This window comes from Mesorhizobium sp. B2-4-3, from assembly GCF_006442815.1.
Lineage (GTDB): Bacteria > Pseudomonadota > Alphaproteobacteria > Rhizobiales > Rhizobiaceae > Mesorhizobium.
Genome location: NZ_VFVL01000031.1, coordinates 1 through 24,307 on the forward strand (window position 1 = coordinate 1; position 24,307 = coordinate 24,307).

Below are 24,307 nucleotides of genomic sequence, written 5' to 3' on the forward strand. Positions count from 1 at the left end.
CCAGCGCTAGCATGGGAAACTGTTCGCGATGTCTTCGCACACCTGTTCGCGATGTCCCCAGTCCATACACCCCCTTGTGGGGGAGATGTCCGGCAGGACAGAGGGGGGGCGCGAAGGAACTCGACCCCCTTGCCTTAGACGGGCCACAAACTGACGAAGATTGGCATTGCGACTACTGAGATGTAGGCGGGACAGTGTCCCCCCTCTGCCCTGCCGGGCATCTCCCACAAGGGGGAGATTGGCTAATCACCCCCGCCACGCGCCCTCTTTCCGCAAATCATCCATGGTCCGCGAGATGCCTTCGCGCAAGATCGCCACCATGTCGTCGACTTGCTCGCGGCTGATGATGAGCGGCGGCGACATCACGCACATGTTGATCAGCGGGCGCACCAGAAGGCCGAGCTCGTGGCAATGCGCGTCGATGCGTTTTCCCACATCCTTGTCGAGCTGCAGCGGATCCTTGCTTTCGCGATCGGCGACGCATTCGACGCAAGCCATCAAGCCGACGCCGCGCACCTCTCCGACCAGCGGCAGCTCTTCCAGCGTCTTCAGTTGCGCCTGGAAATAGGGCGCGATCTCGCGCGCATGGGCAAGCACGCCCTCTTCCAGCAGGTCGAGATTCTTCAGCGCAACCGCGCAGCCGATCGGATGGCTGGTGTAGGTGAGGCCGTGGCCGAACAGCGCATCCGGATGGTTGGAACGACGCAGCTCTTCGAGCAGCCGCTCGGAGATGATGACGCCGCCGAGCGGGAAATAGCCCGATGTGACGCCCTTGGCGAAGGTGATCATGTCCGGGTCGATGCCGAACACATCGCCGGAGGCAAAGACATGGCCGAGCCGCCCGAAGCCGGTCACCACCTCGTCCGAGACATAGAGGATGTCGTTCTCGCGACAGATCTCGCGGATGCGTTTCAGATACCCGTCCGGCGGCACGATCACCCCGCCCGAGGCCTGCACCGGCTCGCCGACAAAGGCGCCGATCCGGTCGGCGCCGACACGCGCGACGGTGTCGCGGAACTGGTCGACCAGGAAATCGGTGAAGGCGGCAACGCTCATGCCTTTCGGGCGCCGGAACGGATCGGGCGAGGACAGCTTGACCACCAGCTCGCCGGCGCCGTCCATCCAGTCGCGATCACGCGGGCGGCCGTTGAGCGAGGCCGACAGATAGGTCGAGCCGTGATAGGCGCCGCCGCGGCTGAGGATGAGCTTCTTCTCCGGCCGTCCCCGCACATTGTTGTAGAACTGCATGAAGCGCAGCGCCGTCTCCACCGCCGAAGAGCCGCCGGTGGTGAAGAAGGTGTGGCTGAGGTCGCCAGGCGCCGCATCGGCGATGCGCCGGGCAAGCTCGGCCGAGGGCGCGTTCATCGTGTACCATGGCGTGTTGTAGGAGAGCGCCATCGCCTGGTCGTACATGACCTTGGCCAGCTCCTCGCGGCGATGGCCGACATTGATGCACCACATGCCGGCCGGGCCGTCGATCAGGCGCTTGCCGGAGCCGTCGGTGATGTAGATCCCGTCACCCGCGTCGATCAGCGCGCGGGCTTCGTTGCCGACCGAGCCGGCATAAGGCCAGGGCTGCACGAGATGGCGCTTGGCGAGCTCGACCGCGTCGCCGTCGCCGGGCTCGATGAGTTCGCCTGCCTTGATCTTGCTCTGAGCCGCCATTTTCGCCTCGCATCACCAGGTTGTCTAGTTCTCATCGGATATCGAACGACACGGAAAGCCGTGGAAATTGGGCTTTTCATCGCTTCATTTTGAATATCCGTTCAATCAATATCGCAGAAATAGCGCTTGATTTCAATCGGCGGATGCGCTCATGATGAAAGAAAGCCGGCAAGCCAGGGAGCGATCGCGCTCCGAGCATAAATCGGGAACAGGCAACCGGCGCCACGAATGGGAAGGCCGCATGGCGGGACAGTCCGAGCCAGCTACCGAAATCACGCCCGGAGCGCTGCAATGACAGCGGCTGCGGAAGGGTCGCCCCCGCTGCGCATGGCGGGATCGAGACGAAGTCCCCTTCTGCAATCGGAAGCCGTCCAGGGCTTTGCCCTGATCAGTCCGACCTTCGTCTATGCCCTTATTCTTCTCGTCCTGCCGATCCTGGTCGTCATCGCGCATTCCTTCTGGACGCAGAACTATCTCACCATCGACCACACATTCACGCTGGAGAATTACCGGATCGCGCTGACCGAGCCGATCTACCGCGACCTGCTCTGGCGCTCGCTCTACATCTCGCTGACGGTCAGCCTGCTGACCGTGGCGCTTGCCTACCCGATCGCCTATTTCATTTCCTTCCATGGCGGCCGCCACAAGAGCCTGTGGCTGTTCCTCATCACCATCCCGTTCTGGACCAGCTACCTGCTGCGCGTGATGTCGTGGAAAGTGATCCTCGGCTATAACGGCGTGCTCAACTCTGGCCTGATGGGCCTCGGCATCATCCAAGAGCCATCGGACGCGCTGCTGTACAATTCCACCGCCGTCATCATCACGCTGACCCATGCCTGGGCGACCTTCGCCATCCTGCCGATCTTCGTTTCGCTGGAGAAGGTCGACCGGACCCTGGTCGAAGCGGCGACCGACCTCGGCGACGGGCCGCTGCGCTCCTTCCTGCGCGTCACCTTGCCGCTGTCGGCGCCCGGCGTCATCTCGGCGGCGCTGATCGTTATGATCCCGACCGTCGGCGACTACGTCACGCCAAAGCTTGTCGGCGGCAAGGACGGCGTCATGATCGCGAACGCCATCCAGGCGCAATTCGGCAAGGCGTCGAACTGGCCGCTGGGGGCCGCGCTCTCCGTCACCACCATGATCATCGTCTCGTTGATGGCCGGCGCCACCGTGCTGGTCTTCCGCGCCCTGCAGAGGCTGGCACGATGACCGCGATAAGACGTTTCCTGCCGGGCTGGCTGTCGAGCTACGCCGTCCTCTATCTGCTGTTCCTCTATCTGCCGGTAATCTTCCTGCCGATCTTCTCGATCAATACGGCAGCGACGCCGAAATTCCCGCTCTCGGGCGTCACGCTGCACTGGTACGAGGACCTGCCGCGCACGCCGGCACTGATCGACGCCACCTGGAACAGCCTGATCGTCGGCGTCTCCGCCGCGATCCTGTCGACGGTGCTGGGCATCCTCGCCGCCCGCTCGATCACCCGCTACCGTTACCCGGGCCGCCGCGCCATCAATGGGCTGATCATGGCGCCACTGGTGCTGCCGGAGGTAATCGTCGCCATCTCCATGCTGCTGGTCATGCTGCAACTCGGCTTGAGCCTGTCGCTGTTCACCGTCGTGCTCGGCCATGTGCTGGTCTGCATTCCCTATTCGATGACCGTGCTGACCTCCGGCTTCGAAGGTTTCGACCGCAGCCTGGAGGAGGCTTCGGCCGATCTCGGCGAGAGCGCCTTCGGGACCTTCCGGCGCGTGACGCTGCCGATGGTCGCGCCGGCGATCATCTCCAGCTTGCTCGTCTGTTTCACCATCTCGCTCGATGAGTTCATCATCGCTTTTTTCCTGACCGGCACCGAGGCGACGCTGCCGATCTACATCTGGGGCCAGCTGCGTTTCGCGGCCAAGCTTCCCGGCGTGCTGGCGCTCGGCACCTTGCTGCTCTTTGCGTCCTTCCTGCTGATGACGATTGCCGAAATCCTGCGCCGCCGCGCGGCGAGACGCACCCAGAATGAGGGAGGCCTCTATGCTTGAGCGGGTCCAGTCCGAGCGCACGCAATCGGATCGCACCATGATCGAGATCCGCGACGTCACGCGCAGCTACGGCGCCTTCAAGGCGCTGGACAATGCCTCGCTGACGATCAGGGAGGGCGAATTCTTCTCGCTGCTCGGGCCTTCCGGCTGCGGCAAGACCACGCTCTTGCGCATGATCGCCGGTTTCGACACGCCGACCAGCGGCTCCATCGCCGTCGACGGCCAGCCGATGGACGGCATCCCCGCCAACCGCCGGCCGACCAACATGGTCTTCCAGAGCTACGCGATCTTCCCGCATCTCAATGTCGAGCAGAATGTCGCCTATGGGCTGAGACGGCTGAGGCTCGACGCCGGCGAGGAGAAGCGCCGCGTCGAGGAAGCGCTGGCGCAGGTGTCGCTGACCGGCCTCGGCAAACGCCGGGCCACCGAGCTTTCCGGCGGCCAGCGCCAGCGCGTCGCACTCGCCCGCGCGCTGGTCATGCGGCCGAAAGTGCTGCTGCTCGACGAACCGCTTTCGGCGCTCGACAAGAAGCTGCGCGAGCAGATGCAGGTCGAATTGCGCCGCCTGCAGCAGGCGGTCGGCATCACCTTCGTGCTGGTCACGCACGACCAGTACGAGGCCTTGGCGATGTCGGACCGCATCGCCGTGATGTTCGGCGGCAAGATCGCCCAGGTCGCCTCGCCGAAGGAGATCTACCAGCGCCCGGTCAATCGTCAGGTGGCCGACTTCCTCGGCGGCATGAACTTCGTCAAGGCCGAGATCGTCGAGGAAAACGGGACTTCAATGGTGCTCGACACGTTGGGCTTCGGCCGCGTCAAGACCGACAAGCCGAGGGCTTTCGTGCGCAATGGCGGCGCGGCCACGCTTGGCATCCGTCCGGAGCGGCTGCGTGTTTTGTGGGACACCGCGACGGCAAAGTTCGAGGTCGCGGGCAAGGTGGTGGAGCGCCACTATTTCGGCGAGATCACGCATCTGATCGTCGAGATACCGGGGCTGGAGAAGCCGCTCTCGGTGACCGAGACCAACGATTTCGGCGCCGACGACATTCCGGTCGGCGCGCCGATCCGCCTCGCCTACGACCCCGAGGCGCTGGTGGCGATGGCCGACTGAATCTTGCCGGCCGCGATGCGGCCGGCGACGATCGCACCTTCGACATAGCCCGGGAAAGACGGCGACACTTCCGAAGCGGCGAAATAGACGGGTGGCGCGCCCGCGAGAATTTCTCGTTCGGCATGCCGCGCGGCCACGTCGACGATGAGGTCGCTATAGGCGCCGCCGCTCCACCGGTCATGCGTCCAGTCGCGCGCGCTGAAATCGACGATGTCGGCGGCTGGCGCGCCCAGCGCCTCGACAAGCCGCGCCGTAACTTCCGCGCGCAACGCCGCCTCGCCGAGCGGGTGCCAGCGCAGCGCCAGCGGCCCGCCGACAAACACGACAAGCGCGGCATGATCGGTATCCGTGCTGGCGTCGCAGGCAAACAGCCCCGGCTGGTCGCGCCACATGACCATGCCGCACAGGTCCCGCTCGCGCCAGAATGGACTGGCATAGCGCACCAGGATCTTGATCACCGCGCCGCTTTCCCAGACGCCGAGCGCGCCTGCGAGCGCCGCCGGCAGGGCAGGCGCGAAGTCGAGCTTCGCGGCCGTCGCCGGCGGCAAGGCGACCAGCGCCGCGCCCGCCTCGATGACGCCGCCGGTCGAGACGACGCGAACGCCTTGCCGCCCGCGCTCGATCCGCGTCGCGGCTTCGCCCAGCCGCAGCCGGTCGCCGAGATCTCCTGCCAGATCGTCGGCCAGCGACTGCATCGTCTCGCGCAGGAAATATTGCAGCTCGAACACCTCGTTGGTGATGCGGCGATCGTTGTCGATCAGGTACCACAGCGGCACCTTGTCTAGCGCCAGGCACCACAGGCCTTCGATCATCGAACGGAAGGCGGCCTTGGCGTCGGCCGTGTCCCCCTGGCGACCGAGCCATGTCGCGACGGTCAGCCCGGCGATCGACGGATCGTCCAGGGCGATCCCGTTCATGCGCTCGCGGATCGCCATCGCGACCTGGTAGGTCCGCTCCGCCCGCGCCGGCGTCATCGACGGATGGGTGATGAATTCGCCCTCGATATAGGTCTCGACGAAAGTCTTTCGGTGGGCCTTGGCCAGCGCCATCACTTGTGGCATGTCCACGCATAGGAACTGGCCGCCGCTGTCGACCAGCTCGCCGAGCCCATTGCGGACAGCCTCTGCCCTGCCGCCGACGCGGTCGCGTGCTTCAAGGACAAGGAAATCGATGCCGGCGCGCTTCAACTCGAGCGCGGCTGACAGACCGGTGAAGCCGGCGCCGACGATGACGACGTCGGTTCTTTCAATGATGCTGCTCAATAGCCGGCCTTGATCTTCTCGAACTCGGCGACCATGCGCTGCTTGAGGTCAGGCGCAACCGGCTGCTGGAACAGCGTCTTGTCGAGGAACTTATCGAGATTGTCGAAGCCGCGTTCGGTGAGCAGCTTCTGGTCCATCGCCGCCATGCCTGCGCTGTTGCCGTGACCGTAGCCGAAGGTCTTCACCATATACTCCGAAACGTCCGGCGCGTTGACGGCGCTCAGGAAATCATAGGCCTGGTCGAGCTTGCCCGGCGCATCCTTGAGCAGCACATAGCCGCATACCCAGGTCGAGATGCCTTCCTTGGTGTCGCGGTTCATCGCGATCGGCAGGCCCTGGCCTTTCAACGTCACATAGGTCTCGTTCCAGCCCCAGACCAGGTCGACTTCATTGCCCGTGAAGGCCTGGTTGAGGTCGGTGTCGTCCGTCCAATAGAAGCGGATATTCTTGTGCACGTCGCGCAGGAAGGCGGAGGCCTGTTTGAACTGCTCGTCCGTCATCTTGGTCCAGTCCTTCAGGCCGATGACCAGGCTCGCCAGCGCATAGGCGTCGTCGACATTGTCGCCGATGGTGACGCGGCCCTTGAATTTCGGATCGGCGAAGATCTTCAGCGACTGCGCCTCTTCCGCCGTCACCTTGTCGGTGCGGTAGAGCAGCGATGTGTTGCCCCAGTCGAAAGGCATGAACCAGGCCTTGCCGTCGGCGGTGGTGGCGAGATCCTTCATCGCCATGATGCCTGGATTGAGGTCCTTCCAGCCGGCGATCTTCGAGGTGTCGAGCGGCTGCAAGAGACCGGCCTCGCGCCATTTCACCACGCTTTGCGAGCAGGGATGCGCGATATCGGCCTTGAAGCCGGCGCGCATCTTCTCGAAGGCCTCGTCCTCGTCGCCGAAGAAGGAGAAGGTCGGCTCCGCGCCGTGTTTGGCGGTATAGGCCGGATGCAGCAGCGGGTCCTCGTAGCCGGACCAGTCGAAGACGACGAGGTCGCCGCCACCTTCGGCAAGCGCATAGGCGGTACCCGCGCCGACGGTGACGACGGCAGCCAAGGCAAAGCGGCGAAGCATGGATGTCATGACGCGAGAAACTCCCCCATCGCGAATGTATGGGGGAGGTTAAGAGAATTCCCCGGCTTTGGCGAGCCCGCCTGGTTCGGCTCCAGCCGACGGCGCTACGCCGTTTCAGTTCAGGAGCGACCGGTCGTTTCCGCAGCACTCAATAGCCGGCTTTGATCTTCTCGAACTCGGCGATCATCTTGAGCTTGAGCGCGGAAGGCAGCGGCTGCTGGAACAGCGTCTTGTCGATGAACTTCTCGACATTGTCATAGCCCTTTTCCTTCAGGATCGCCGGGTCGACGCCGGCCATGCCCTTGGCGTTGGCCTGGCCGTAGCCCCAATCCTTGACCAGCACCTTGGCGACTTCCGGATCGTTGACGGCGTTGAGATAGTCATAGGCCTTGTCGATGTTGCCAGGCGCGTCCTTGAACAGCACATAGCCGCACACCCAGGTCGAGATGCCTTCGTCGGTGTCCTTCTTGGACTTGATCGGCACGCCGGCGGCTTGCGACTGCACCGCCGCGTCGTTCCAGGCCCAGGCGAGATCGACTTCGCCGCCGGAAAGCAGCTGCACGATGTCGGTTGTGTCGGTCCAGTAGGAGCGGACATTCTTGTGCACCTGGCGCAGGAAGTCGGACGCCTGCTTGAACTGGTCGTCCGTAATCTTGGTCCAGTCCTTGAGCCCGATGGCGAGGCTGGCCAGCGCGTAGGCATCGTCGACATTGTCGCCGATCGAAACCTTGCCCTTGTATTTTGGATCGGCGAAGGCCTTCAGTGACTGCACGTCCTTTTCGGCGATCTTGTCCGAATTGTAGGTCATCTGCGTGTCGCCCCAGTCCCAGGGCATGAACCAGGCCTTGCCGTCGGACGTCGTGGCGAGGTCCTTCATCGCCATGATGCCGGGATTGAGATCCTTCCAGCCGGAGATCTTGGACGTGTCGAGCGGCTGCAGCAGGCCCGCCTCGCGCCACTTAACCACGCTCTGCGAGCAGGGATGGCCGAGATCGGACTTGAAGCCGGAGCGGACCTTTTCGAAGGCCTCGTCCTCGTCGCCGAAGAAGGCGAAGGTCGGCGAGTCGCCGTTCTTCTCGACATATTTGCCGTGGAAGCTCGGATCCTCGTATCCTGACCAGTCGAACACGATCAGGTCCTTGTCGGCGGCGACGGCGAACGCTGCCGCGGAAGCGGCGAGCGCGCCGCCCAGCGCTAGGGTCAATGTCAGGCGTCGGCTAAATTTCTTCATGCTGTTCCATCCTCTTTTGGTTTTGCCGGTCTTGTTTGGCCGGCTGCTGCTAGCCCCGGCTTTTGCTAGCCCCATCTCTTGCTAGCCATAGTGTTTCGGGAAAGCGGCGGCCAAAAATGCATTCGCCGACTGCAAGGCCGTCTCCCGCGTCGTGTCCTCGGTGCCCATCATCAGCCGCAGCCACAGGCCCTCGAGCATGGCGCTGAGCGCTAGGGCGATGACCTGGGGGTCGTAGGCGTAGCCGCCGCTCTGTTTGAGCGTCGTGCAGAGGTCGATGAAGACCTGCTGGTAATAAGCGTCGCGCGAGCTGCTCAGCGCCTGGTAGGTCGGCCGCGACTTGGCCTCGCCCCAGAAGGCAAGCCACGCAGCGAGCTTGCGCTTGTTGCAGATCGAGCGGTCGAAATCGGCCCATACCAGCTGTTGCAGTTGCCTGGCCGGATCCTCGCCCGCCTTCTGCAAGGCCGAGCGCCAATGCGCCGAATACTCGTCATACATGTGCTGCAGCGTGGCGATCAGGAGCTTTTCCTTGCTCTCGAAATGGAAGTTGACGATGCCGCGCGACAGGCCCGCGCCGTCGGCAACGTCGGCCATCGTCGTTTCGGCATAGCCGCGCTTGGCCAGCGAATCGATCGTCGCCTCGATCAGCTGCAGCTGCCTGACCTCTTTCGAGGCCTTGCGGCCGCGCTTTTCGGCATCGCCCTTGCGCGTCGTTTCGGGGAGAGCGTCGCTCGCCTCTGCAGTCTTCATGGGTGTGACGATCTCCAGCATTGCCGGCTATCCGACCGGCTTCCAACCGCGCAGATGAGTGGGACGGTGCTCGCCACTGTCAAGCACCTTCTGCATCGCCTCCCAGGTCTTGATATTCTTGTCGACATAGGCCACGCCGACCGCCGCGGCGGCCTGCGCGTAGAGCGGTCCCTTGAGGCGCGCCAGCTCCTCCCGAGCGACCTCGCGGTACCATGGATTGCGGTCGCGGACGGCGATGTCGGTAAAGCCGGCGCGCCGCATCGCTTCGGCATAGCGCGCCGGCGAGGCCATGGCGAAGGAGAGCCCCTCGGCCGCGACATAGGCCTTCATCTGAGGCGACGGCTCGCCGTCATGCCCGATCATCCAATTCGACGCCGCAAACACCCCGCCGGGTTTCAGCACGCGAAAAATTTCGGCGAACAACGCATCCTTGTCCGGCACATGCAGCAGCGCGTCCTTGGAGAAGACGACGTCGAAGGAAGCGTCCGCAAAAGGCAGCGGCCCCGGCGGCGCCTGGACGAAGCCGACACGGTCCTCGAGGCCTCGCCTGATCGCTCCTCGCCTCGCCGTCTCGATCACCGGCCTCTCGACGTCGAAGCCGGTGGCCCGAGCCGCGCCGTGACGCGCGGCCAGATGCAGCGTGATGCCGCCGGCGCCGCAACCGACATCGAGGATCGTCTTGCCCTTGAGCGAGAGGCCTTCGACCACACGGTCGACCTCGTCCGGGCCGCCGGGCGACAGGTAGCCCTCGCCCCACAGCGCTTCGAGGAAGCGAATGGCGGTGTCGTCATATTCCGGCTCGGCGTCAGCCGTTTCGATCATCGGATCTTCAACCCCAAATGCCGATGTGGATCAGTCCAGAACGCAGGCAAAGTCTAGCGCATCAACGGGAAAACGCAACATCATTTGTTGAACATTCATTCAATATGGCTGGACAAAAAACTGTGATCCGTGCCAAATTCGGGCAATCAGGGAACAAGACAACCGAGCAGTTCCAGGAAAAACGTGAAGCGGTTAGGTTCGGCGACTTCGTCGTAACTTTCCGTCCGGAATTGCGTAAAAACAAGAAGATAGGGAAACTGGATGGAGGTTCAGCGCGCATGAAGGCATGGGACGCGATCGTCATCGGCGGCGGCCACAACGGCCTGGTCAATGCCTGCTATCTGCAGCGCGCCGGCCTGGATGTGCTGGTGGTCGAGAAGAACGACTGGGTCGGAGGCGCGGCCACCAGCCGCGAGCTGACGCCGGGCTTCCTCTATTCGAACTGCTCCTATGTCTGCTCGCTGTTCCGGCCCGAGATCATGCGCGATCTCGAGCTGCCGCGCTTCGGCCTGCAGGTGATCTCCTACGAAGGCGGCGCGGTGTTCACGCGCGACGGCGACTACCTCGCCAACTACCGCGATCATGACGCGCATCGCCGCGAGTTCGCCCGTTTTTCGAAGCGCGATGCCGAGGCTTATGATCGCTATTCGCGCGACGTCACGAGGCAGTGCCGCTTCATCCAGCCGCTCCTGATGCGCACCGCGCCCGACCCGACCAGCTTCAAGCCGCGCGACATTGGCGAGCTGCTCTATCTCGGCAAGAAATTCGCCGGGCTTTCGGCCGAGGAGATGGCGCTGACCCTGCGCTTCTGGACGATGTCGATCTCGGACTTCCTCGACGAGTATTTCGAGACCGATGTCATCAAGGCGAACTTCGCGCTGTCCGGCATCATCGGCACGGCGCTCGGGCCGATGTCGCCCGGCACCGCTTATGTGCTCCTTCATCATTATATGGGCGAGGTCGACGGCTCGGTCGGCGCTTGGGGCTATGCGCGTGGCGGCATGGGTGCCGTCACCAGGGCATTGGCCGCCTCCTTCAAAGCTTCAGGCGGCACCATCCGTACCGTCGCCGAGGTCGACCATGTGCTGGTGAAGAACGGCAAGGCCAAGGGCGTCGTGCTTGCCGGCGGCGAAGAGATCTACGGCAAGCTCGTCATCTCCAATGCCGACGTCAAGCGCACCTTCCTGAAGCTGGTCGAGGAAAAGGAACTGCCCGACATTTTCCTGCGCCGTGTCAGGAATTTCAAAATCCGCGGCTCGTCCGGCAAGGTCAACATCGCGCTCGATTCGCTGCCCGAATTCCCGGCTTTGCCGAAGGATTCGCCGGTCTACCGCGCCGACATGCATTTCACCGATTCCATCGAGCGTATGGAGCGCGCCTATGACGACTGGAAGGCCGGGCGCTGGTCGGCCGATCCCTTCCTCGACATGATGATCCCGACCACGCTCGACCCGACCATGGCGCCGCCCGGCAAGCATTTCATGAGCTGCTTCGTGCAATATGCGCCGCCGAAGATAAGGGGGGCGGACTGGACCGACGCCGACCGCGACGGCTTCGCCGAAAGCGTGATTGCGCAGATCGCCGAATATTCGCCCGGCTTCCGCGACCGCATAGTCCACATGGAAGTGCGCACGCCGCGCGAGATCGAGGCCGAGGTCGGCCTCACCGAAGGCAACATTTTTCAGGGCGAGCTCACCTTCGACCAGTTGCTGTTCAATCGCCCGGTGCCGGGTTACGCGCAATACCGCTCGCCGCTCAGTGGGCTCTATATGTGCGGCTCCTCCACTCATCCCGGCGGCGGCGTCATGGGCGCGCCCGGACGCAATGCCGCCGCCGAGATCCTGCGCGATCTCGCCAAGCCGATCCTGCATATGAGCCCCGCCCATGACGTCATCTGATTTGAACTGGGACGCCATCGTCATTGGCGGCGGCCACAACGGCCTCGTCGCCGCCGCCACGCTGGCGAAGTCGGGACGCAAGGTGCTGCTGCTCGAGGCCGGCAACGAGGTCGGCGGCGCCGCGCGCACCGAGGAGTTCGCGCCGGGTTTTCGCGCTTCCGCCGTGGCGCATCTGCTCAATCGCCTGCATCCCGATGTCGTGAAAACGCTGGAGCTGGAGCGCCACGGGCTGAAGATCGACCGCGGCGATTTCGTGCCGTCGGTGGCGCTGTCGAGAGACGGTCCGCTGGTGCTGCATGGCGCCTATGGCGAGGTGTTGACCGGCGCCAGCCCTTCGGAGCAGTCCGCCTGGAAAGATCTGCGCGCGCAATTGCTGCGCTATGCCGGCGTGCTGAAGCCTTTCCTGTCGCGCCGGCCGCCGGACCTCGGCAACATGTCGCTCGCGGAAATGACCGGCCTCGGCCAGACCGCGCTGGCGCTGAAGCGCCTCGGCAAGGAAGACATGCGCGACTTCCTGCGCGTGCTTTTGATGAATGTCTACGATCTGCTCAACGAGCAGCTGTCGGACGATCGGCTGAAGGGCCTGCTTGCCTTCGACGCGACGCTGGGCTCGCATCTCGGACCGCGCTCGCCGACCTCGCTGCTCGGCCTTTACTATAGGCTGGCCGGCGAGATCGGCGGCCTCGCCGGTGCGCAGATGCAGCCCAAGGGCGGCATGGGCGCGGTCGTCGCCGCCATCCGCGCGGCGGCGGAAACCGCGGGCGTTTCGATCCGTCCGGCTTCGCCGGTCGCCAAGGTCATCGTCGAGAGGGGCCGCGCCGTCGGCGTCGTCACGCAGGGCGGCGAGACTTTGCGGGCGAAGACCGTGGTCTCGGCCATCAATCCCGCAACGACGATCCTCGATCTGGTCGGCCCGCGCGGGGTCGACACCGGCTACGTGCGCAAGGTGAAGAACATCCGCATGAAGGGCGACGCGGCCAAGCTCCATCTGGCGCTCGACCGGCCGCCGCAATTTTCAGGCGTCGACGCCGCCGGCCACAAGGGCCGCCTTGTCATCGCGCCTTCGCCCGATCATGTCGAGCGTGCCTTCAACCCGTCGAAATATGGCGAGTTCTCGCCCGAGCCGGTGATGGAGATCACGCTGCCCAGCCTCGCCGATCCATCGCTCGCACCGTCCGGCGCCTGCGTGTTGTCGGCCGTGGTGCAATACGCGCCCTATGCGCTGAAAGAGGGCTGGGCCGCCGGCAAGCCGCAATTCCTCAAGGCGATCATGGCGCAGCTCGAAACCTATGCGCCCGGCATCGGCGCGACGGTGCGCCATGCCGAGTTGCTGACCCCGGCCGACATCGAGGCGCGCTACCGTATGCCCGGCGGCCATTGGCACCATGGCGAATTGCAGGCCGACCAGATGCTGATGTCGCGGCCGGTCTCCGGCTGGTCGGGCTACCACACGCCGCTCGAAGGGCTGTTCCTTGCCGGCGCCGGCTCGCATCCGGGCGGCGGCATCTCCGGCGCGCCAGGCCTCAACGCCGCGCGCCGCATCATCGCGATGAGGGCATGAGGATGATCTTACAATTCACCAATGCTGCGCTCTACGGCGCCCTCCTCTGCCCTACCGGCCATCTCCCCCACGAGGGGGGAGATCAGCTGTACGCACGCCCGGCTCACCTCTTGCAACGTTGGCGATTGGCGAAAGCCGGGGCGACGGCCAATCTCCCCCCTTGTGGGGGAGATGTCCGGCAGGACAGAGGGGGGCGCGAAGGAACGCCGTCATGAACCATCATCCATCCATCAAGCGGTCAACCGACACTCGTATAGCCGCCCAATCCCATTTCCGCACGCTGCGGCTCGGCACGCCGTTCCAGCCGCGCATCGACGCGCTGGGCCTGAAGCAGGACTGGTACAGCTGGGCCGGCTACCGCGCCCCGCATTCGCTGTGGGACGAGGAGCTGGAATATTTCGCCATCCGCAGCCAGGCAGCACTCTTCGACATCTCGCCGATGACCAAATACCGGATCGAAGGTCCGGACGCCGAAGCCTATCTCGACCGCGTCACCTTGCGCGACGTGACCAGGCTGAAGCCCGGCCGCGTCCACTACACCGCCTGGTGCGACGACGAAGGTTTCGTGCTCGACGACGGCACCTTGTTCAGGCTCTCGCCGACACGCTTCCGGCTGTGCTCGCAGGAGCGGCATCTACCCTGGCTGCTGGATAGTGTCATCGGCTATGACGTAAGCGTCGAGGAAGAGACCGAGGCGGTCGCCGGACTCGCGCTGCAGGGCCCGACATCCTTCGCCATCCTGCGCGACGCGGGCTTTGCCGGTGTCGAGCGGCTGAAGGTCTTCGACCTCGCCGAATTCGCGCATGACGGCGCTACTGTGACCATCTCGCGCACCGGCTTCACCGGCGATCTCGGCTACGAGCTGTTCGTGCCGGCGGACAAGGCGCTGAGCCTGTGGGACCGGCTGATGGCGGCAGGCGAGCTGCGCGGCATCCGCGCCATCGGCTATACGGCGCTGAACCGCGCTCGCCTCGAAGCGGGGCTGATCGTCGCCAATGCCGACTTCACAGCTGCCGAGCACGCCATCCGCACGGACCGCCTTCGTATGCCGGACGAGATCGGCCTCGGCTTCATGATCGACCCGGATAAGGGACACTTCAACGGTCGCCGTGCCATCCTGGAAGCGCGTGCAAAAAAGAAGCTTCGCCACGTGCTGGTCGGGCTGGAGATCGAAGGCAACATTCCGGCCGAGCATGCCATCGTCTACTACCGCAAAAGCCAAGAGGTCGGGCTGGTGAGCGCGGCGATGTGGTCGCCCATGGCCAAGCGCAATATCGCGCTCGCCTCGCTGCAGCGGCCTTATGGCGATACCATCGTCGACGACCTCTGGGTCGAGATTTACGCCATGCGCGAGTTGCAGTACCAGAAGCTGATGAAGAAGGCGAAGGTGGTGCAGCGGCCCTTCATCAAGCTCGACCGCCGCACCGCCAACCCGCCGGCGGACTTTTGACCATGGCAAGCGAAGCGGAGAAGCTGGAAGCCGAAGCGGAGGCCGCCGAGCAGTGGCAGCTGGTCAACACGCCGCTCGGCGAGATGTGGTCCGGCCGCACCCGCTACGCAGCGGCGATGTATTTCTTCAAGCGCGACGAGATGAGCGCAGAGACGCTGGAGGTCTACCGCATCTGCGCCCGGCTCGACGCGGAAAATCCCTTGCCGATCATCCGCGACCGCGGCGTCGGCAAGGACTGGCTGAAGCGCATGGGCGTTTAGGCAGCCCGTACGCGGATGGCGGCACCGCGAGAGGCGGTGCCGCGCGATCGTCATTCCAGGGCGGAGCAAGGAGCGAAGCGACGCGCGCAGACCCTGGAATCCATGCCGTTACGCCGAAGCGGCACGGCGTTTCAGAGTTCTGCACCGTTAGCATCCTACGCAACGGTCACGGCATGGATTCTAGAGCATGATGCCGAAAAGTGTGGAGCGGTTTTCGGACGACATCATGCTCTATCTCTTTGATTTAGAGCCGGATTCAGATTTCAGGTCGACTCGACCTGAAATCATCCGGCTCTAGGTCTACGCTTCGCTCCGCCCTAGAATGACGAAGTTGAGAGCGTTCTGCCTCCAATCCCCGAGCGTCCAGGATTGTCCCTTCACACGGATGGCTTATCCGATCGTCCTTTCCAGCACGCTCAACCAATTCCGATAAGCGATCTTCTCGATCAGCGCGCGCCCGAAACCGCGCGCGGCGAGGGCGTCGATGAGCTTCGGCAAGCCGGCGACGTCGCCGATAGGGGCCGGTATCATGGCGCCGTCGAAATCGGAGCCGAGCCCGACGCCGTCTTCACCCAGCGCCTGTAAGAGCGAGTCGATATGGCGCACCATGATGTCGATACTAGTGTCGGCATTCATGCGGCCGTCTTCGCGCAGGAAGCCGGTGGCGAAATTCAAGCCCACCATGCCGCCGGACTCTCGGATCGCGCCGAGCTGCCAGTCGGTCAGGTTGCGCGAATGGCCGCAGATCGCATGCACGTTGGAATGGGTGGCCACCAGCGGTGCGTCGCTCAGCGCCGCGACATCGCGAAAACCCTTCTCGTTGAGATGCGAGAGGTCGATCATGATCCTGAGCTGGTTGCAGGCTTTGACTAGCGCCTTGCCGGCGTCGGTGAGGCCAGGCCCGGTGTCGGGCGAGGACGGAAAGCGGAACGGCACGCCATTGCCGAAGGCGTTGGGGCGGCTCCAGACGATGCCCAGCGAGCGCAGGCCTGCGGCGTGAAGCACGTCGAGCATGGCAAGCCCGGGGTCGATCGCCTCGACACCCTCGATATGGAAGACGGCGGCGATCGAGCCCTTGGCCATCGCGTTGCGCACATCGCCAGCGCTGCGGCAGACGGTCAGCGCGCCGGCGCGCTCCAGCCGAAACAGGATCGAGGCCATGCCGATGGTCGAGGTGATCGCCTCGGCCTGCGGCAGCTCCGGCGGCAGCGGCTCGTTGTCGCTCGGCGCCGGCGGCACCGCGCTGCGCTTCGACTTCTCGACCGGTGGCGGAAAGATAGCGAACATGCCGCCGGCAAAGCCTCCCTTCCTGGCGCGCGGCAGGTCGATATGGCCGCTCGGCGTCCCCTCGATGAACAGCTTTTCGACGTCGGCTTCCTTCGACTGGTAGAGCCGAAGCAGCGTGTCGTTATGTCCGTCGAAAACGGGGATCAGGTCGGTATCGGTCATCGGGGAAGCCATTCAAATCGGGGACAGGCGGGACGACAGGTTTCGTCCGGGCGAACCGTCAACTTAGGCAAGATGGCCGGACCGTGCAAATGCCAGCGCTGCTCTTTTCCTTATCCCCTGCGGGAACTGAGGAACTGGGAATTGAGGAATTGAAGAAGCGACGTCACGTCGGGCGGTTGAGCTTTTTTCTAAAATTCCCCAGTTCTTCAATTCCTCAGTTCCCACAGGGGGAGAAGGGAACGCCGCGCTACTGCTTCAGCACATCGGCCCATTCCGGGTGACGGCGGAACTGCGCGTTGGCGAAGGGACAGAGCGGGATGATCTTCTTGCCGGCCGCGCGTGCGTCCTCGACCGCGCGGCTGACGAGCCGAAGCCCGGCGCCCTGGCCGCGAAAGACATCCGGCACCTCGGTGTGGTCGATGATGAGCTGGTGCTCACCGATCTTGGTGAAGGTCATCTCGGCCTCGGCGCCGCCGGGGCCGCGCAGCACGTAACGCCCCTTGGAGCCGCGGTCCTCCAGTTCGATCTCGGGCAGTTGGTCAGCCATTGTTCTTGCCTCCTTCAGCGGGCGCGAGCGCGAGCAGCCGCCGCGCCGCTTCGATTTCATTCGGCCGAACCTCATGCCCGCCGTCGTGCCATTCCACTGTGACATCGGCGCCGTCGGCGCGCAAATAAGCCTCGAGCCGCGCCGTCAGGTTGGGCGGGCAGATCGGGTCGCGCCTTCCGGCCGTGATCAGGATATGGCGGCCGGCAAGGCTGCCCTGGACGCGTGGCTCGAACGGAATCAGCGGATGCATCAGCACCGTGGCGTCGAACAAGCCTGGCTCCGCAAACACCACCGAGGCCAGAACGTTGGCGCCGTTGGAGTAGCCGAGGCCGAACACTGCCGAAGGCTTCGTCACTTCGACATGCGCCTTGACGAAGCCAGCCATCTTCGATGTCGCGCGCGCCAGGTCGTCCATGTCGTAGACGCCCTCGCCGGTGCGGCGGAAGAAGCGGGCGGCACCATGCTCCGACACGTCGCCACGCGGCGAGACGATCGTCGCCGAAGGCATAAGCTCACGGCCGAGACCGAGAAGCTGGTCCTCATCCGCGCCGGTGCCGTGGAAGACGAGGAGCAGCGGGCCGCCCGGCGAACCGGGCAGCACCTTGTGGATGTAAGCGTCCTTGCTCATGGCTCAGCCTTCCAGCTTCTGCAGGTTATCTTCGAGATAAGGCCGCAAATGCTGATGCTGCGTCGGCAGCTTCAGCGCCTCGCCGAGATGCGCGGTGTCCTCGTCGCGGTCGAATCCCGGTTCGTGGGTCGCGACCTCGAACAACACACCGCCCGGCGTGCGGAAATAGATCGCCCAGAAGTAATCGCGATCGATGACCGGCGTCACGCCATAGCCCGTGTCGATCAGCGCCTTGCGCACGTCGAGCTGCTTGGCGCGATCCTCGACCGCGAAGGCGACGTGGTGCACCGAGCCGGCGCCGAGGTTGGCAAAGCCGGCGCCCGGCAGCGATTCGATGTCGACGACGTCGGCGCCGTTGCCATTCTTGATCGCGAGCCGGCGGACGTTGCCGGACTTGTCGACCTCCTCATAGCCCATGAATTTCAAAAGCTCCTCGGTGGCGCCGCCATCCTTCAGCCTGAGCGAGACCGAGTGAAAGCCGCGGATCGCCTCGTCGCCGGGAACGCCGCCCTTGACCCAGGGCGCCCTCTTGTCGGCCTTGTCCTCGACCAGCGCGAAGCTGTCGCCGTCCGGACCGGTGAAGGTCAGCCGCTTCTCGCCAAAACTTTCCGCGCGGGCGACGTTGCCCACGCCCTCGTCGGCGAAGCGCTTTTCCCAATAGGCGAGCGTGCCTTCCGGCACCGAGAACACCGTCGTGCCGACCTCGCCGACGCCATGCCGGCCCTTGCCGATGTCGGGGAACGGGAAATAGGTCATCACCGAACCCGGCGTGCCGACCTCGTCGGCGTAATAGAGATGGTAGACATCCGGTGCGTCGAAGTTGACGGTCTTTTTTACCCGGCGCAGGCCGAGCTTCTTCGTGAAGAACTCATTGTTGCGGCGCGCGTCGCTCGCCATCGAGGTGACGTGATGCAGGCCCTTGATCTGATTGAGCATGATCGTGCTCCTTCCCTTGTCCTTGTGCGGCCCTCGCCGCTGTCCACGCCAATATGAGGATGGGCGGGCCGACGGCAAAGCGGGCAAACACAGAATGGACTGTGTCATAAAAGTGAACGACTGTTCAAAATATGTTCACCAATCCATCACCTGGCTTCGGCTTGCAACGCCGGTGATTTCCGTTCCATCTGAGGCGCTTCCACAAGGAGACGATCTTGGACAAACCGCCGAGCCGCCCGAATGTTCTCCTCATCACCTGCGACCAGTGGCGTGGCGATTGCCTGTCGGCCGCCGGCCACCCGGTGGTGAAGACGCCGAATGCGGATGCGCTCGCCGCGCAAGGCGTGCTTTTCCGGCGTCACTATGGCGGGGCAGCGCCCTGCTCGCCCGCGCGCGCCTGCCTCTATACCGGGCTCTACCAGATGAACCATCGCGTCTGCCGCAACGGCACGCCGCTCGACGCCCGCCATGGCAATATCGCGCTTTCGGCGCGCGCGGCAGGCTACGATCCGACCCTGTTCGGCTACACCGATGTCGCGCTCGATCCCCGGCAACTCTCCCCCGAGGATCCGCGGCTGCGCAGCTACGAAGGCGTGCTGCCGGGATTCACCATGCGCCAAGCCCTGCCCGAGCATCAGAAGCAGTGGCTGTCATGGCTGCAGGCGCAAGGCATCGATACCAGCGCGGGTAGCCCCGGCATCCATCGTCCGGCCAACGGGCAAGCGGAACGCGACGTGACCAACGCGCCGCCGGTCTATTCGCGAGATCAGACGCCGACCGCTTTCCTGGCCGGCGAATTCATCCGCTGGCTCGGCGAGCAGGAGAAGAGCGTGCCGTGGTTCGCGCATGTCTCCTTCATCAGCCCGCACCCGCCCTTCATCGTGCCGGAGCCCTACAACACCATGTATGATCCGGTTGAAGGCCCCGCTTTCAAGCGAGGGGCAAACCCGCAAGCCGAAGCCGGGGGCCATCCCTATCTCGCCTACGATCTCGCCGGGCAGAAGCGGACAAAATTCGTTCCCGGCATCGAGGGCAACGTGCCTGACTGGAGCGAGGAGAATTTCCGCTTAATCCGCGCGATCTATTACGGCATGATCTCCGAGGTCGACGCGCAGCTCGGCCGCACTTGGCAAGCGATCAAATCGGCGAACGCCTGGGACGACACCGTGATCGTGCTCACCTCCGACCACGCCGAGATGATGGGCGACCATTTCATGCTCGGCAAAGGCGGTTTCTTCGACGCCAGCTACCACATCCCGTTGATCATCCGCGATCCGCGCCGGCGAGCCGCTGCCGGTTCATCCGTCGACCGTTTCACGGAGGCCGTCGACATCTTCCCGACCTTGCTCGACCTGATCGGCGCCGCGCCGCAGCGCCATCTCGACGGCCGCTCGCTCGCACCCTGGATCGAGGGCAAGAAGCCGGAGACCTGGCGCGACGCGGCGCATTGGGAGTTTGATTTCCGTTCGATTGCCAAAGGCGAGGCCGAACGCCATTTCGGTATCGCATCGAGCGCCTGCAACCTTGCCGTCATCCGCACGGCCGAGTTCAAATATGTCCATTTCGGCGGCGGCCTGCCGGCGCTTCTCTTCGACCTCTCGAAGGACCCGGGCGAGTTGAACAACGTGGCAGGCGACCCGACCTATCTGCCCGCACGGCTTGAGTTCGCCGAAAGGATGCTCGCCTGGCGCGCCGCGCATCTCGATCAGTCGCTGGCCTTGGCGGAACTGACGGAAGACGGCGTGGTCGGGTATCAGGCAGTAGGCAGTAGGCAGTAGGACTGCCCAGCTGCCGGTTGATTTGCCAACTCTTCTTTCGCCTACTGCCTATTTCCTACTGCCTACTGCCTCACTTCAGAATCATCCGCTGCTGGTCGCGCTTCTCGGCGTAGCTGCCCTTGTCATAAGCGGCCTGTGCCTGCAGCTGCTCCTTGGTGAAGTTGGTGTAGAGATACTTCTTGCCGTCCTTGTCGGTCATGAATTTGAGCTTGTCCATGCCGAGCGCCACTTGCTTGGCGCCGATGCCGAGGAAGCCGCCGACGTCGACGATTACCGCATCCGGCTTGTTGTCCTTCAGCACCGCGTCGCCGATTTCGCCGATCTTAGCGTCGTTGGCGCCGTAAACGGTCGCGCCCTTCAGGTCGTCGCCACGAATGTCGCCCATCGGCATCTCGGTCAGCGTCGACTTATCGATCGAGGCGGTCTTGGTCTCGTCGGTGGCGCCGCTGTCGGCCGGCTTGTTCTCGGCCGTTGCCGGAGCCGGGGCTGCAGGCTTCGTCTCGGCCGTCGACTTGGCTGGCTCTGCTGGCTTGGCGCCCTTGTCGGAGGTCGTATCCGAAGACACCACCGCGGGCGTGGTCGCCGCAGGTACGTTGTTCGCGGCCGTCGTCGAGCCGGGCGCCGGATCATAGGCCTTGCGGTTGAAATCGGGCTGGGCCTGCAGCTCCTCCTTCGTCGCCTCGGCCACCAGCCAACGGTTGCCGTTCTTCTCCGCCCATTTTGCCTTGGCGAAGTCATAGGTGACATTCTTGGTGCCGATGCCGAGGAAGCCGCCGACGCCGATCACCAGCGACTCGGCCTTGCCGTCCTTGGCAAGCACGATGTCCTTCACGTCGCCGATCTTCTGGGCGTCGTCCGCGGTGCCGTTATAGACCGACTCGCCCATGATGTTTGTGGCGAGATTGCCTTCCGCCTTCTTCACCGGTTCGGCCGGTGCGGCCGCAGGCGCCTGACTCGCAGTCGTGTTGTTGGCAGGCTGCGTAGCGTCGGCCGACTGCGCCGGCGCCGGATCATACGGCTTGCGGTCGAATGCCGGCAAAGCGCTCAGTTCCTCTTTGGTCGACTTGGCGACCAGCCAGCGGTCGCCGTTCTTCTCTGCCCATTCCAGCTTGGCGTAGTCGAAGGCGACGTCCTTGGTGCCGACGCCAAGGAACCCGCCGACCCCGATAATGGCGGATTTGGCATTGCCGCTGGCATCGAAGACCACATCATCGACCTTGCCGATGTTCTGCGCGTCGTCGCCGGTGCCGTTATAGACGGACTCGCCGATGATGTTCGTCATGAGCGCGCCCTCCGAGCGTATGACCGGAGCCGGGTTTTCGGCTGCTGGGGCCTGTGGGGACGGGGCGGGCGTCGTCTGTGCTAAAGCGCCGCTTGCGAGCAGCGTCGCGATCGCGGTCGTCGCAAAAAGAGTGCGGATCATCATCGTCTCTCCTCGTGCCTGATTTGTGCATGACGCTCCGTCGACCAACCTCTGGGCGGCGGGTCGGGAGCGGCAGTGTCGACAGGTTCACAACGTCGTGACCGGGGTGTTGTTCCAACCACAGCGCGTTCGCGGGTGCCTGGATACCTAAACCTGTGGTGGAACCTTTGCGGCCGCGTCTTCGTTTCAGTCTGTGGCTGAGGGTCTGGCGGCTCAAGGTGACCTGAAGGCGACACGGAGCGGGGTATGCGGTTCGTTGCAGTGCTGAACCAGGATGGCGGCACGCTCCGTACCATCGATTTGCAAGCATTTTCCGAACAGTTGCGTCACACGCTCGAAGCGGCCGGACATTCGGTCGAGATCGATATCGTTGCCGGCCGCGACATCGCCACGGCGCTGGAGAAGGCCATCGCCAGGCGGAACATCGACGTCGTTCTTGCCGGAGGCGGCGACGGCACGATTTCCACCGCGGCGTCCCTCCTCATGAACAAGAAGAAGGTCCTGGCCATCTTGCCCGCCGGCACGATGAACCTCTTCGCGCGCGGCCTGGGCATTCCGCAGACACTGGAAGCCGCCCTGCAATCCTTCGCCGATGGCGAGGTGATCGCGGTCGATATGGCCAGTGCCAACGGCCAGCCTTTCGTGCACCAGTTCTCCGTCGGCATGCACGCCAAGATGGTTCAGCTGCGCGAAAAGATGGACTTCGGCTCGCGCCATGGAAAGATGCAGGCATCCGTGCGTGCGGCATGGACGGCTATCAAGAACCCCCCGGCGCTTAAGGTGAGCCTCAGCGTCGGCAAGACCGAGATCGTCACCCGCACCACCGGCATCGGCATCTCCAACAATCTGTTCGGCGAAGGCCACCTGCCCTATGCCGACAACCCGGCCGGCGGCGTGCTCGGCATCTATGTCAGCGTCGCGCGCCGGCGTCATCACTTGGCAAAACTCCTGCTGGACATGCTGCGCGGGAGACTGCGCCAGAGCGTGCATGTCGAAGTGCATCAGGCAGGCAGGGCTGTGCTGAAGATCCACTCGCCCGCCAAAAAATTCAGCGCGGTGCTGGATGGCGAACTGGTCAGGCTGGAGCGCGAAACAACGATCGAAATTCACCCCGGCGCGCTAAAAGTGCTTGTCCCGTCACGCAATGCGCAGGCAAAGGCGGCGTGATGGAAAGATCAGCCCCCTTGAGTGGGTTTCTGTTCGGCGGGCGGCGCCGTCGGCACGGTCTGCTGTGTCGTCGGCGACTTGATCAGCTCGCCGTAAATCTCGACTGCCCCCCACGCGATGAAGGCGAGCAAGAGTCCGGCGACGAGGATCCTGAGCGCATGCCAGCCCCAATGCCCTTGGCGTGCTTTGTCTTCGGGTACGATCTTGGTCACTCTTGGCCTCCATGCTGCGCGGCGGCGGGCGCTTCAGGTACGGTCGGGTAACGGGTCTTGATCGGGAAGGTTCCGAACCGGGGAATGACATCCGCCGCCTTGCCCAGGTCAGCGACGTTGGCCGCGAGTTTCGCCGGGGTCCTCGCCCGCGGGATGGATGCCGCCGAGCCTCCCTGAGGTCCCGGCGTTTTCCTGAAGCGTTTACGGCAAGTCTTCCGGGTCCGGTTTAGGCGGGTTGGACTTGGCGTTCTCGCGATAGATGGCGTAGGCGACGACCGCCAGGGCGGGCGCGATGACGGCTCCCAGCCCGCCCTTGCTCTTGGCAAGGGCCGGAAGCAGGGCAAGCGCCGCGGTAACGCCCAGCGCGGTCATGTCGGCCTGCCGCCGTCTTGCGCGCCGCCTGCCGCGCATGCTGGTTGTCAGCTTGTGAATGACGAGGACGAGCCCGGCAAGCACCAGGAAGCCGATGCCGAAGCCGAGACTGTTCGCCAGAGGTCCGTAGCGCGCCGCCAGCCAGATATAGGCTGCGCCGATGAGGAAACCGACGCCGCACAGGGCAAAAACGGCGGCAAGTCCGTAAAGGATTGCCGTCGTCCGCGCCCTGTGCAAAGCGGCCATGGCCTCGCCCGAGGCGAGGGCCGAGATCAGCGAGACAAGCGCCCCCATCTGCGGCTAGCGGCGGGAAAGCAGGGCGAAGAGGAAACCGACGCCCGCCGCGATGGCCAGCGACGTCACCGGCTTCTCGCGCACTTTGGCGATCAGCTGCGCTTCGATGTCCTCGGCATTTCCCCGCATGCTCTCGAACGCGGCTTCGCCCTGCGCCCGCAATTGCTCGACGCCATCCGCGGCGGCGCGACGGGCCGCGCCATAGCCGTGTTGACCAGTCTTGGCGAGCTGCTCCGTAAGCTTCTGGATATCCGCTTTCAGTTGCTCGATATCGGCCTCGAGGTCGGCGGTGGTTGCTTGGTCCGTTGCGGATTTGCCTGCGGCGGTTGCCATTCTCTAACTCCTTGCGTTTGCGTTGGTTTCAACGCCCGTCCAGTGCCATGGTTCCGGTCGTCGCGTCCCT

The 24,307-nt window shown here is 64.2% G+C and carries 23 protein-coding genes; 9 read left to right on the forward strand and 14 right to left on the reverse strand.

Annotation, left to right across the window (positions count from 1 at the left end; genetic code table 11):
• Positions 1-246: 246 nt before the first annotated feature.
• On the reverse strand, positions 247-1,665 hold the full coding sequence (locus tag FJ956_RS24080; protein WP_140684700.1) for an aminotransferase: 1,419 nt from the start codon (positions 1,663-1,665) through the stop codon (positions 247-249).
• A gap of 291 nt (positions 1,666-1,956) precedes the next feature.
• Here FJ956_RS24080 and FJ956_RS24085 point away from each other — a divergent pair, with 291 nt between their 5' ends.
• From FJ956_RS24085 to FJ956_RS24095, 3 genes are read left to right on the forward strand one after another with little or no spacing between them, the layout of a single operon-like run.
• Positions 1,957-2,874 carry an ABC transporter permease gene (locus FJ956_RS24085; protein WP_140684701.1) on the forward strand — a complete coding sequence of 306 codons (918 nt, stop codon included), beginning with the start codon at positions 1,957-1,959 and terminating at the stop codon, positions 2,872-2,874.
• Positions 2,871-3,692, forward strand: coding sequence for an ABC transporter permease (locus FJ956_RS24090; protein WP_140684702.1), 822 nt, complete (start codon positions 2,871-2,873; stop codon positions 3,690-3,692). Before FJ956_RS24085 ends, FJ956_RS24090 begins: the two co-directional genes overlap by 4 nt.
• A gap of 37 nt (positions 3,693-3,729) precedes the next feature.
• Positions 3,730-4,803 (forward strand): ABC transporter ATP-binding protein, encoded by a 1,074-nt coding sequence (locus tag FJ956_RS24095; RefSeq protein WP_140684718.1) that lies wholly within the window; start codon positions 3,730-3,732, stop codon positions 4,801-4,803.
• On the opposite strand, the gene FJ956_RS24100 is transcribed toward FJ956_RS24095, so the two are convergent.
• The 5 genes from FJ956_RS24100 to FJ956_RS24120 form a co-directional block, all read right to left on the reverse strand.
• On the reverse strand, positions 4,767-6,065 hold the full coding sequence (locus FJ956_RS24100) for a flavin monoamine oxidase family protein (protein WP_140684703.1): 1,299 nt from the start codon (positions 6,063-6,065) through the stop codon (positions 4,767-4,769). The two genes, FJ956_RS24095 and FJ956_RS24100, sit on opposite strands and share 37 nt — an antisense overlap.
• A complete protein-coding gene (locus tag FJ956_RS24105) occupies positions 6,062-7,138 on the reverse strand; it encodes an extracellular solute-binding protein (RefSeq protein ID WP_140684704.1) in 1,077 nt (358 codons plus the stop codon). The genes FJ956_RS24100 and FJ956_RS24105 overlap by 4 nt, the downstream gene beginning before the upstream one ends.
• A 139-nt stretch (positions 7,139-7,277) precedes the next feature.
• Positions 7,278-8,360, reverse strand: a complete 1,083-nt coding sequence (locus FJ956_RS24110) for an ABC transporter substrate-binding protein (RefSeq protein ID WP_140684705.1) — start codon at positions 8,358-8,360, stop codon at positions 7,278-7,280.
• Between the two features lie 81 nt (positions 8,361-8,441).
• Positions 8,442-9,128 (reverse strand): transcriptional regulator BetI, encoded by a 687-nt coding sequence (betI, locus tag FJ956_RS24115; protein ID WP_140684706.1) that lies wholly within the window; start codon positions 9,126-9,128, stop codon positions 8,442-8,444.
• 6 nt (positions 9,129-9,134) lie between these two features.
• Positions 9,135-9,929, reverse strand: coding sequence for a methyltransferase domain-containing protein (locus FJ956_RS24120; protein ID WP_140684707.1), 795 nt, complete (start codon positions 9,927-9,929; stop codon positions 9,135-9,137).
• A gap of 278 nt (positions 9,930-10,207) precedes the next feature.
• Here FJ956_RS24120 and FJ956_RS24125 point away from each other — a divergent pair, with 278 nt between their 5' ends.
• The 4 genes from FJ956_RS24125 to FJ956_RS24145 all read left to right on the forward strand — a co-directional run bounded on the left by FJ956_RS24125 (position 10,208) and on the right by FJ956_RS24145 (position 15,098).
• A complete protein-coding gene (locus FJ956_RS24125) occupies positions 10,208-11,827 on the forward strand; it encodes an NAD(P)/FAD-dependent oxidoreductase (RefSeq protein WP_140684708.1) in 1,620 nt (539 codons plus the stop codon).
• Positions 11,814-13,388 carry an NAD(P)/FAD-dependent oxidoreductase gene (locus tag FJ956_RS24130; RefSeq protein WP_140684709.1) on the forward strand — a complete coding sequence of 525 codons (1,575 nt, stop codon included), beginning with the start codon at positions 11,814-11,816 and terminating at the stop codon, positions 13,386-13,388. Before FJ956_RS24125 ends, FJ956_RS24130 begins: the two co-directional genes overlap by 14 nt.
• A 211-nt stretch (positions 13,389-13,599) precedes the next feature.
• Positions 13,600-14,838: an aminomethyltransferase family protein gene (locus tag FJ956_RS24140; RefSeq protein ID WP_140684710.1), complete on the forward strand. Its 1,239-nt coding sequence runs from the start codon at positions 13,600-13,602 to the stop codon at positions 14,836-14,838.
• A 2-nt stretch (positions 14,839-14,840) separates the two neighbouring features.
• Entirely contained in the window at positions 14,841-15,098 is a 258-nt protein-coding gene (locus FJ956_RS24145) for a hypothetical protein (RefSeq protein ID WP_140684711.1), read from the forward strand.
• Between the two features lie 390 nt (positions 15,099-15,488).
• Here the strand turns inward: FJ956_RS24145 and FJ956_RS24150 are convergent, their stop codons facing one another.
• From FJ956_RS24150 to FJ956_RS24165, 4 genes are all read right to left on the reverse strand, one after another.
• Positions 15,489-16,547, reverse strand: a complete 1,059-nt coding sequence (locus tag FJ956_RS24150; RefSeq protein WP_140684712.1) for a dipeptidase — start codon at positions 16,545-16,547, stop codon at positions 15,489-15,491.
• A 247-nt stretch (positions 16,548-16,794) separates the two neighbouring features.
• Entirely contained in the window at positions 16,795-17,094 is a 300-nt protein-coding gene (locus FJ956_RS24155; RefSeq protein WP_140684713.1) for a GNAT family N-acetyltransferase, read from the reverse strand.
• Positions 17,087-17,722, reverse strand: coding sequence for an alpha/beta hydrolase (locus FJ956_RS24160; protein ID WP_140684714.1), 636 nt, complete (start codon positions 17,720-17,722; stop codon positions 17,087-17,089). Before FJ956_RS24160 ends, FJ956_RS24155 begins: the two co-directional genes overlap by 8 nt.
• A gap of 3 nt (positions 17,723-17,725) precedes the next feature.
• Entirely contained in the window at positions 17,726-18,658 is a 933-nt protein-coding gene (locus FJ956_RS24165; protein ID WP_140684715.1) for a VOC family protein, read from the reverse strand.
• 215 nt (positions 18,659-18,873) lie between these two features.
• Between FJ956_RS24165 and FJ956_RS24170 the strand changes: the two genes are divergently transcribed.
• Positions 18,874-20,436: an alkaline phosphatase family protein gene (locus tag FJ956_RS24170; RefSeq protein WP_140684716.1), complete on the forward strand. Its 1,563-nt coding sequence runs from the start codon at positions 18,874-18,876 to the stop codon at positions 20,434-20,436.
• Positions 20,437-20,506: 70 nt separating this feature from the next.
• Here FJ956_RS24170 and FJ956_RS24175 read toward each other — a convergent pair whose 3' ends face one another.
• Positions 20,507-21,859, reverse strand: a complete 1,353-nt coding sequence (locus tag FJ956_RS24175; protein ID WP_140781995.1) for a PRC-barrel domain-containing protein — start codon at positions 21,857-21,859, stop codon at positions 20,507-20,509.
• Between the two features lie 246 nt (positions 21,860-22,105).
• On the opposite strand from FJ956_RS24175, the gene FJ956_RS24180 reads away from it, so the two are divergent.
• Positions 22,106-23,026, forward strand: coding sequence for a diacylglycerol kinase family protein (locus FJ956_RS24180; RefSeq protein WP_140682287.1), 921 nt, complete (start codon positions 22,106-22,108; stop codon positions 23,024-23,026).
• Positions 23,027-23,034: 8 nt separating this feature from the next.
• On the opposite strand, the gene FJ956_RS24185 is transcribed toward FJ956_RS24180, so the two are convergent.
• The 3 genes from FJ956_RS24185 to FJ956_RS24195 form a co-directional block, all read right to left on the reverse strand.
• Complete coding sequence (locus FJ956_RS24185; RefSeq protein WP_140682285.1) at positions 23,035-23,238, reverse strand: hypothetical protein; 204 nt, start codon at positions 23,236-23,238, stop codon at positions 23,035-23,037.
• A 201-nt stretch (positions 23,239-23,439) separates the two neighbouring features.
• Positions 23,440-23,904 (reverse strand): phage holin family protein, encoded by a 465-nt coding sequence (locus FJ956_RS24190; RefSeq protein WP_140682283.1) that lies wholly within the window; start codon positions 23,902-23,904, stop codon positions 23,440-23,442.
• Between the two features lie 6 nt (positions 23,905-23,910).
• Positions 23,911-24,237: a DUF883 family protein gene (locus FJ956_RS24195; RefSeq protein WP_140648111.1), complete on the reverse strand. Its 327-nt coding sequence runs from the start codon at positions 24,235-24,237 to the stop codon at positions 23,911-23,913.
• Positions 24,238-24,307: the final 70 nt, after the last annotated feature.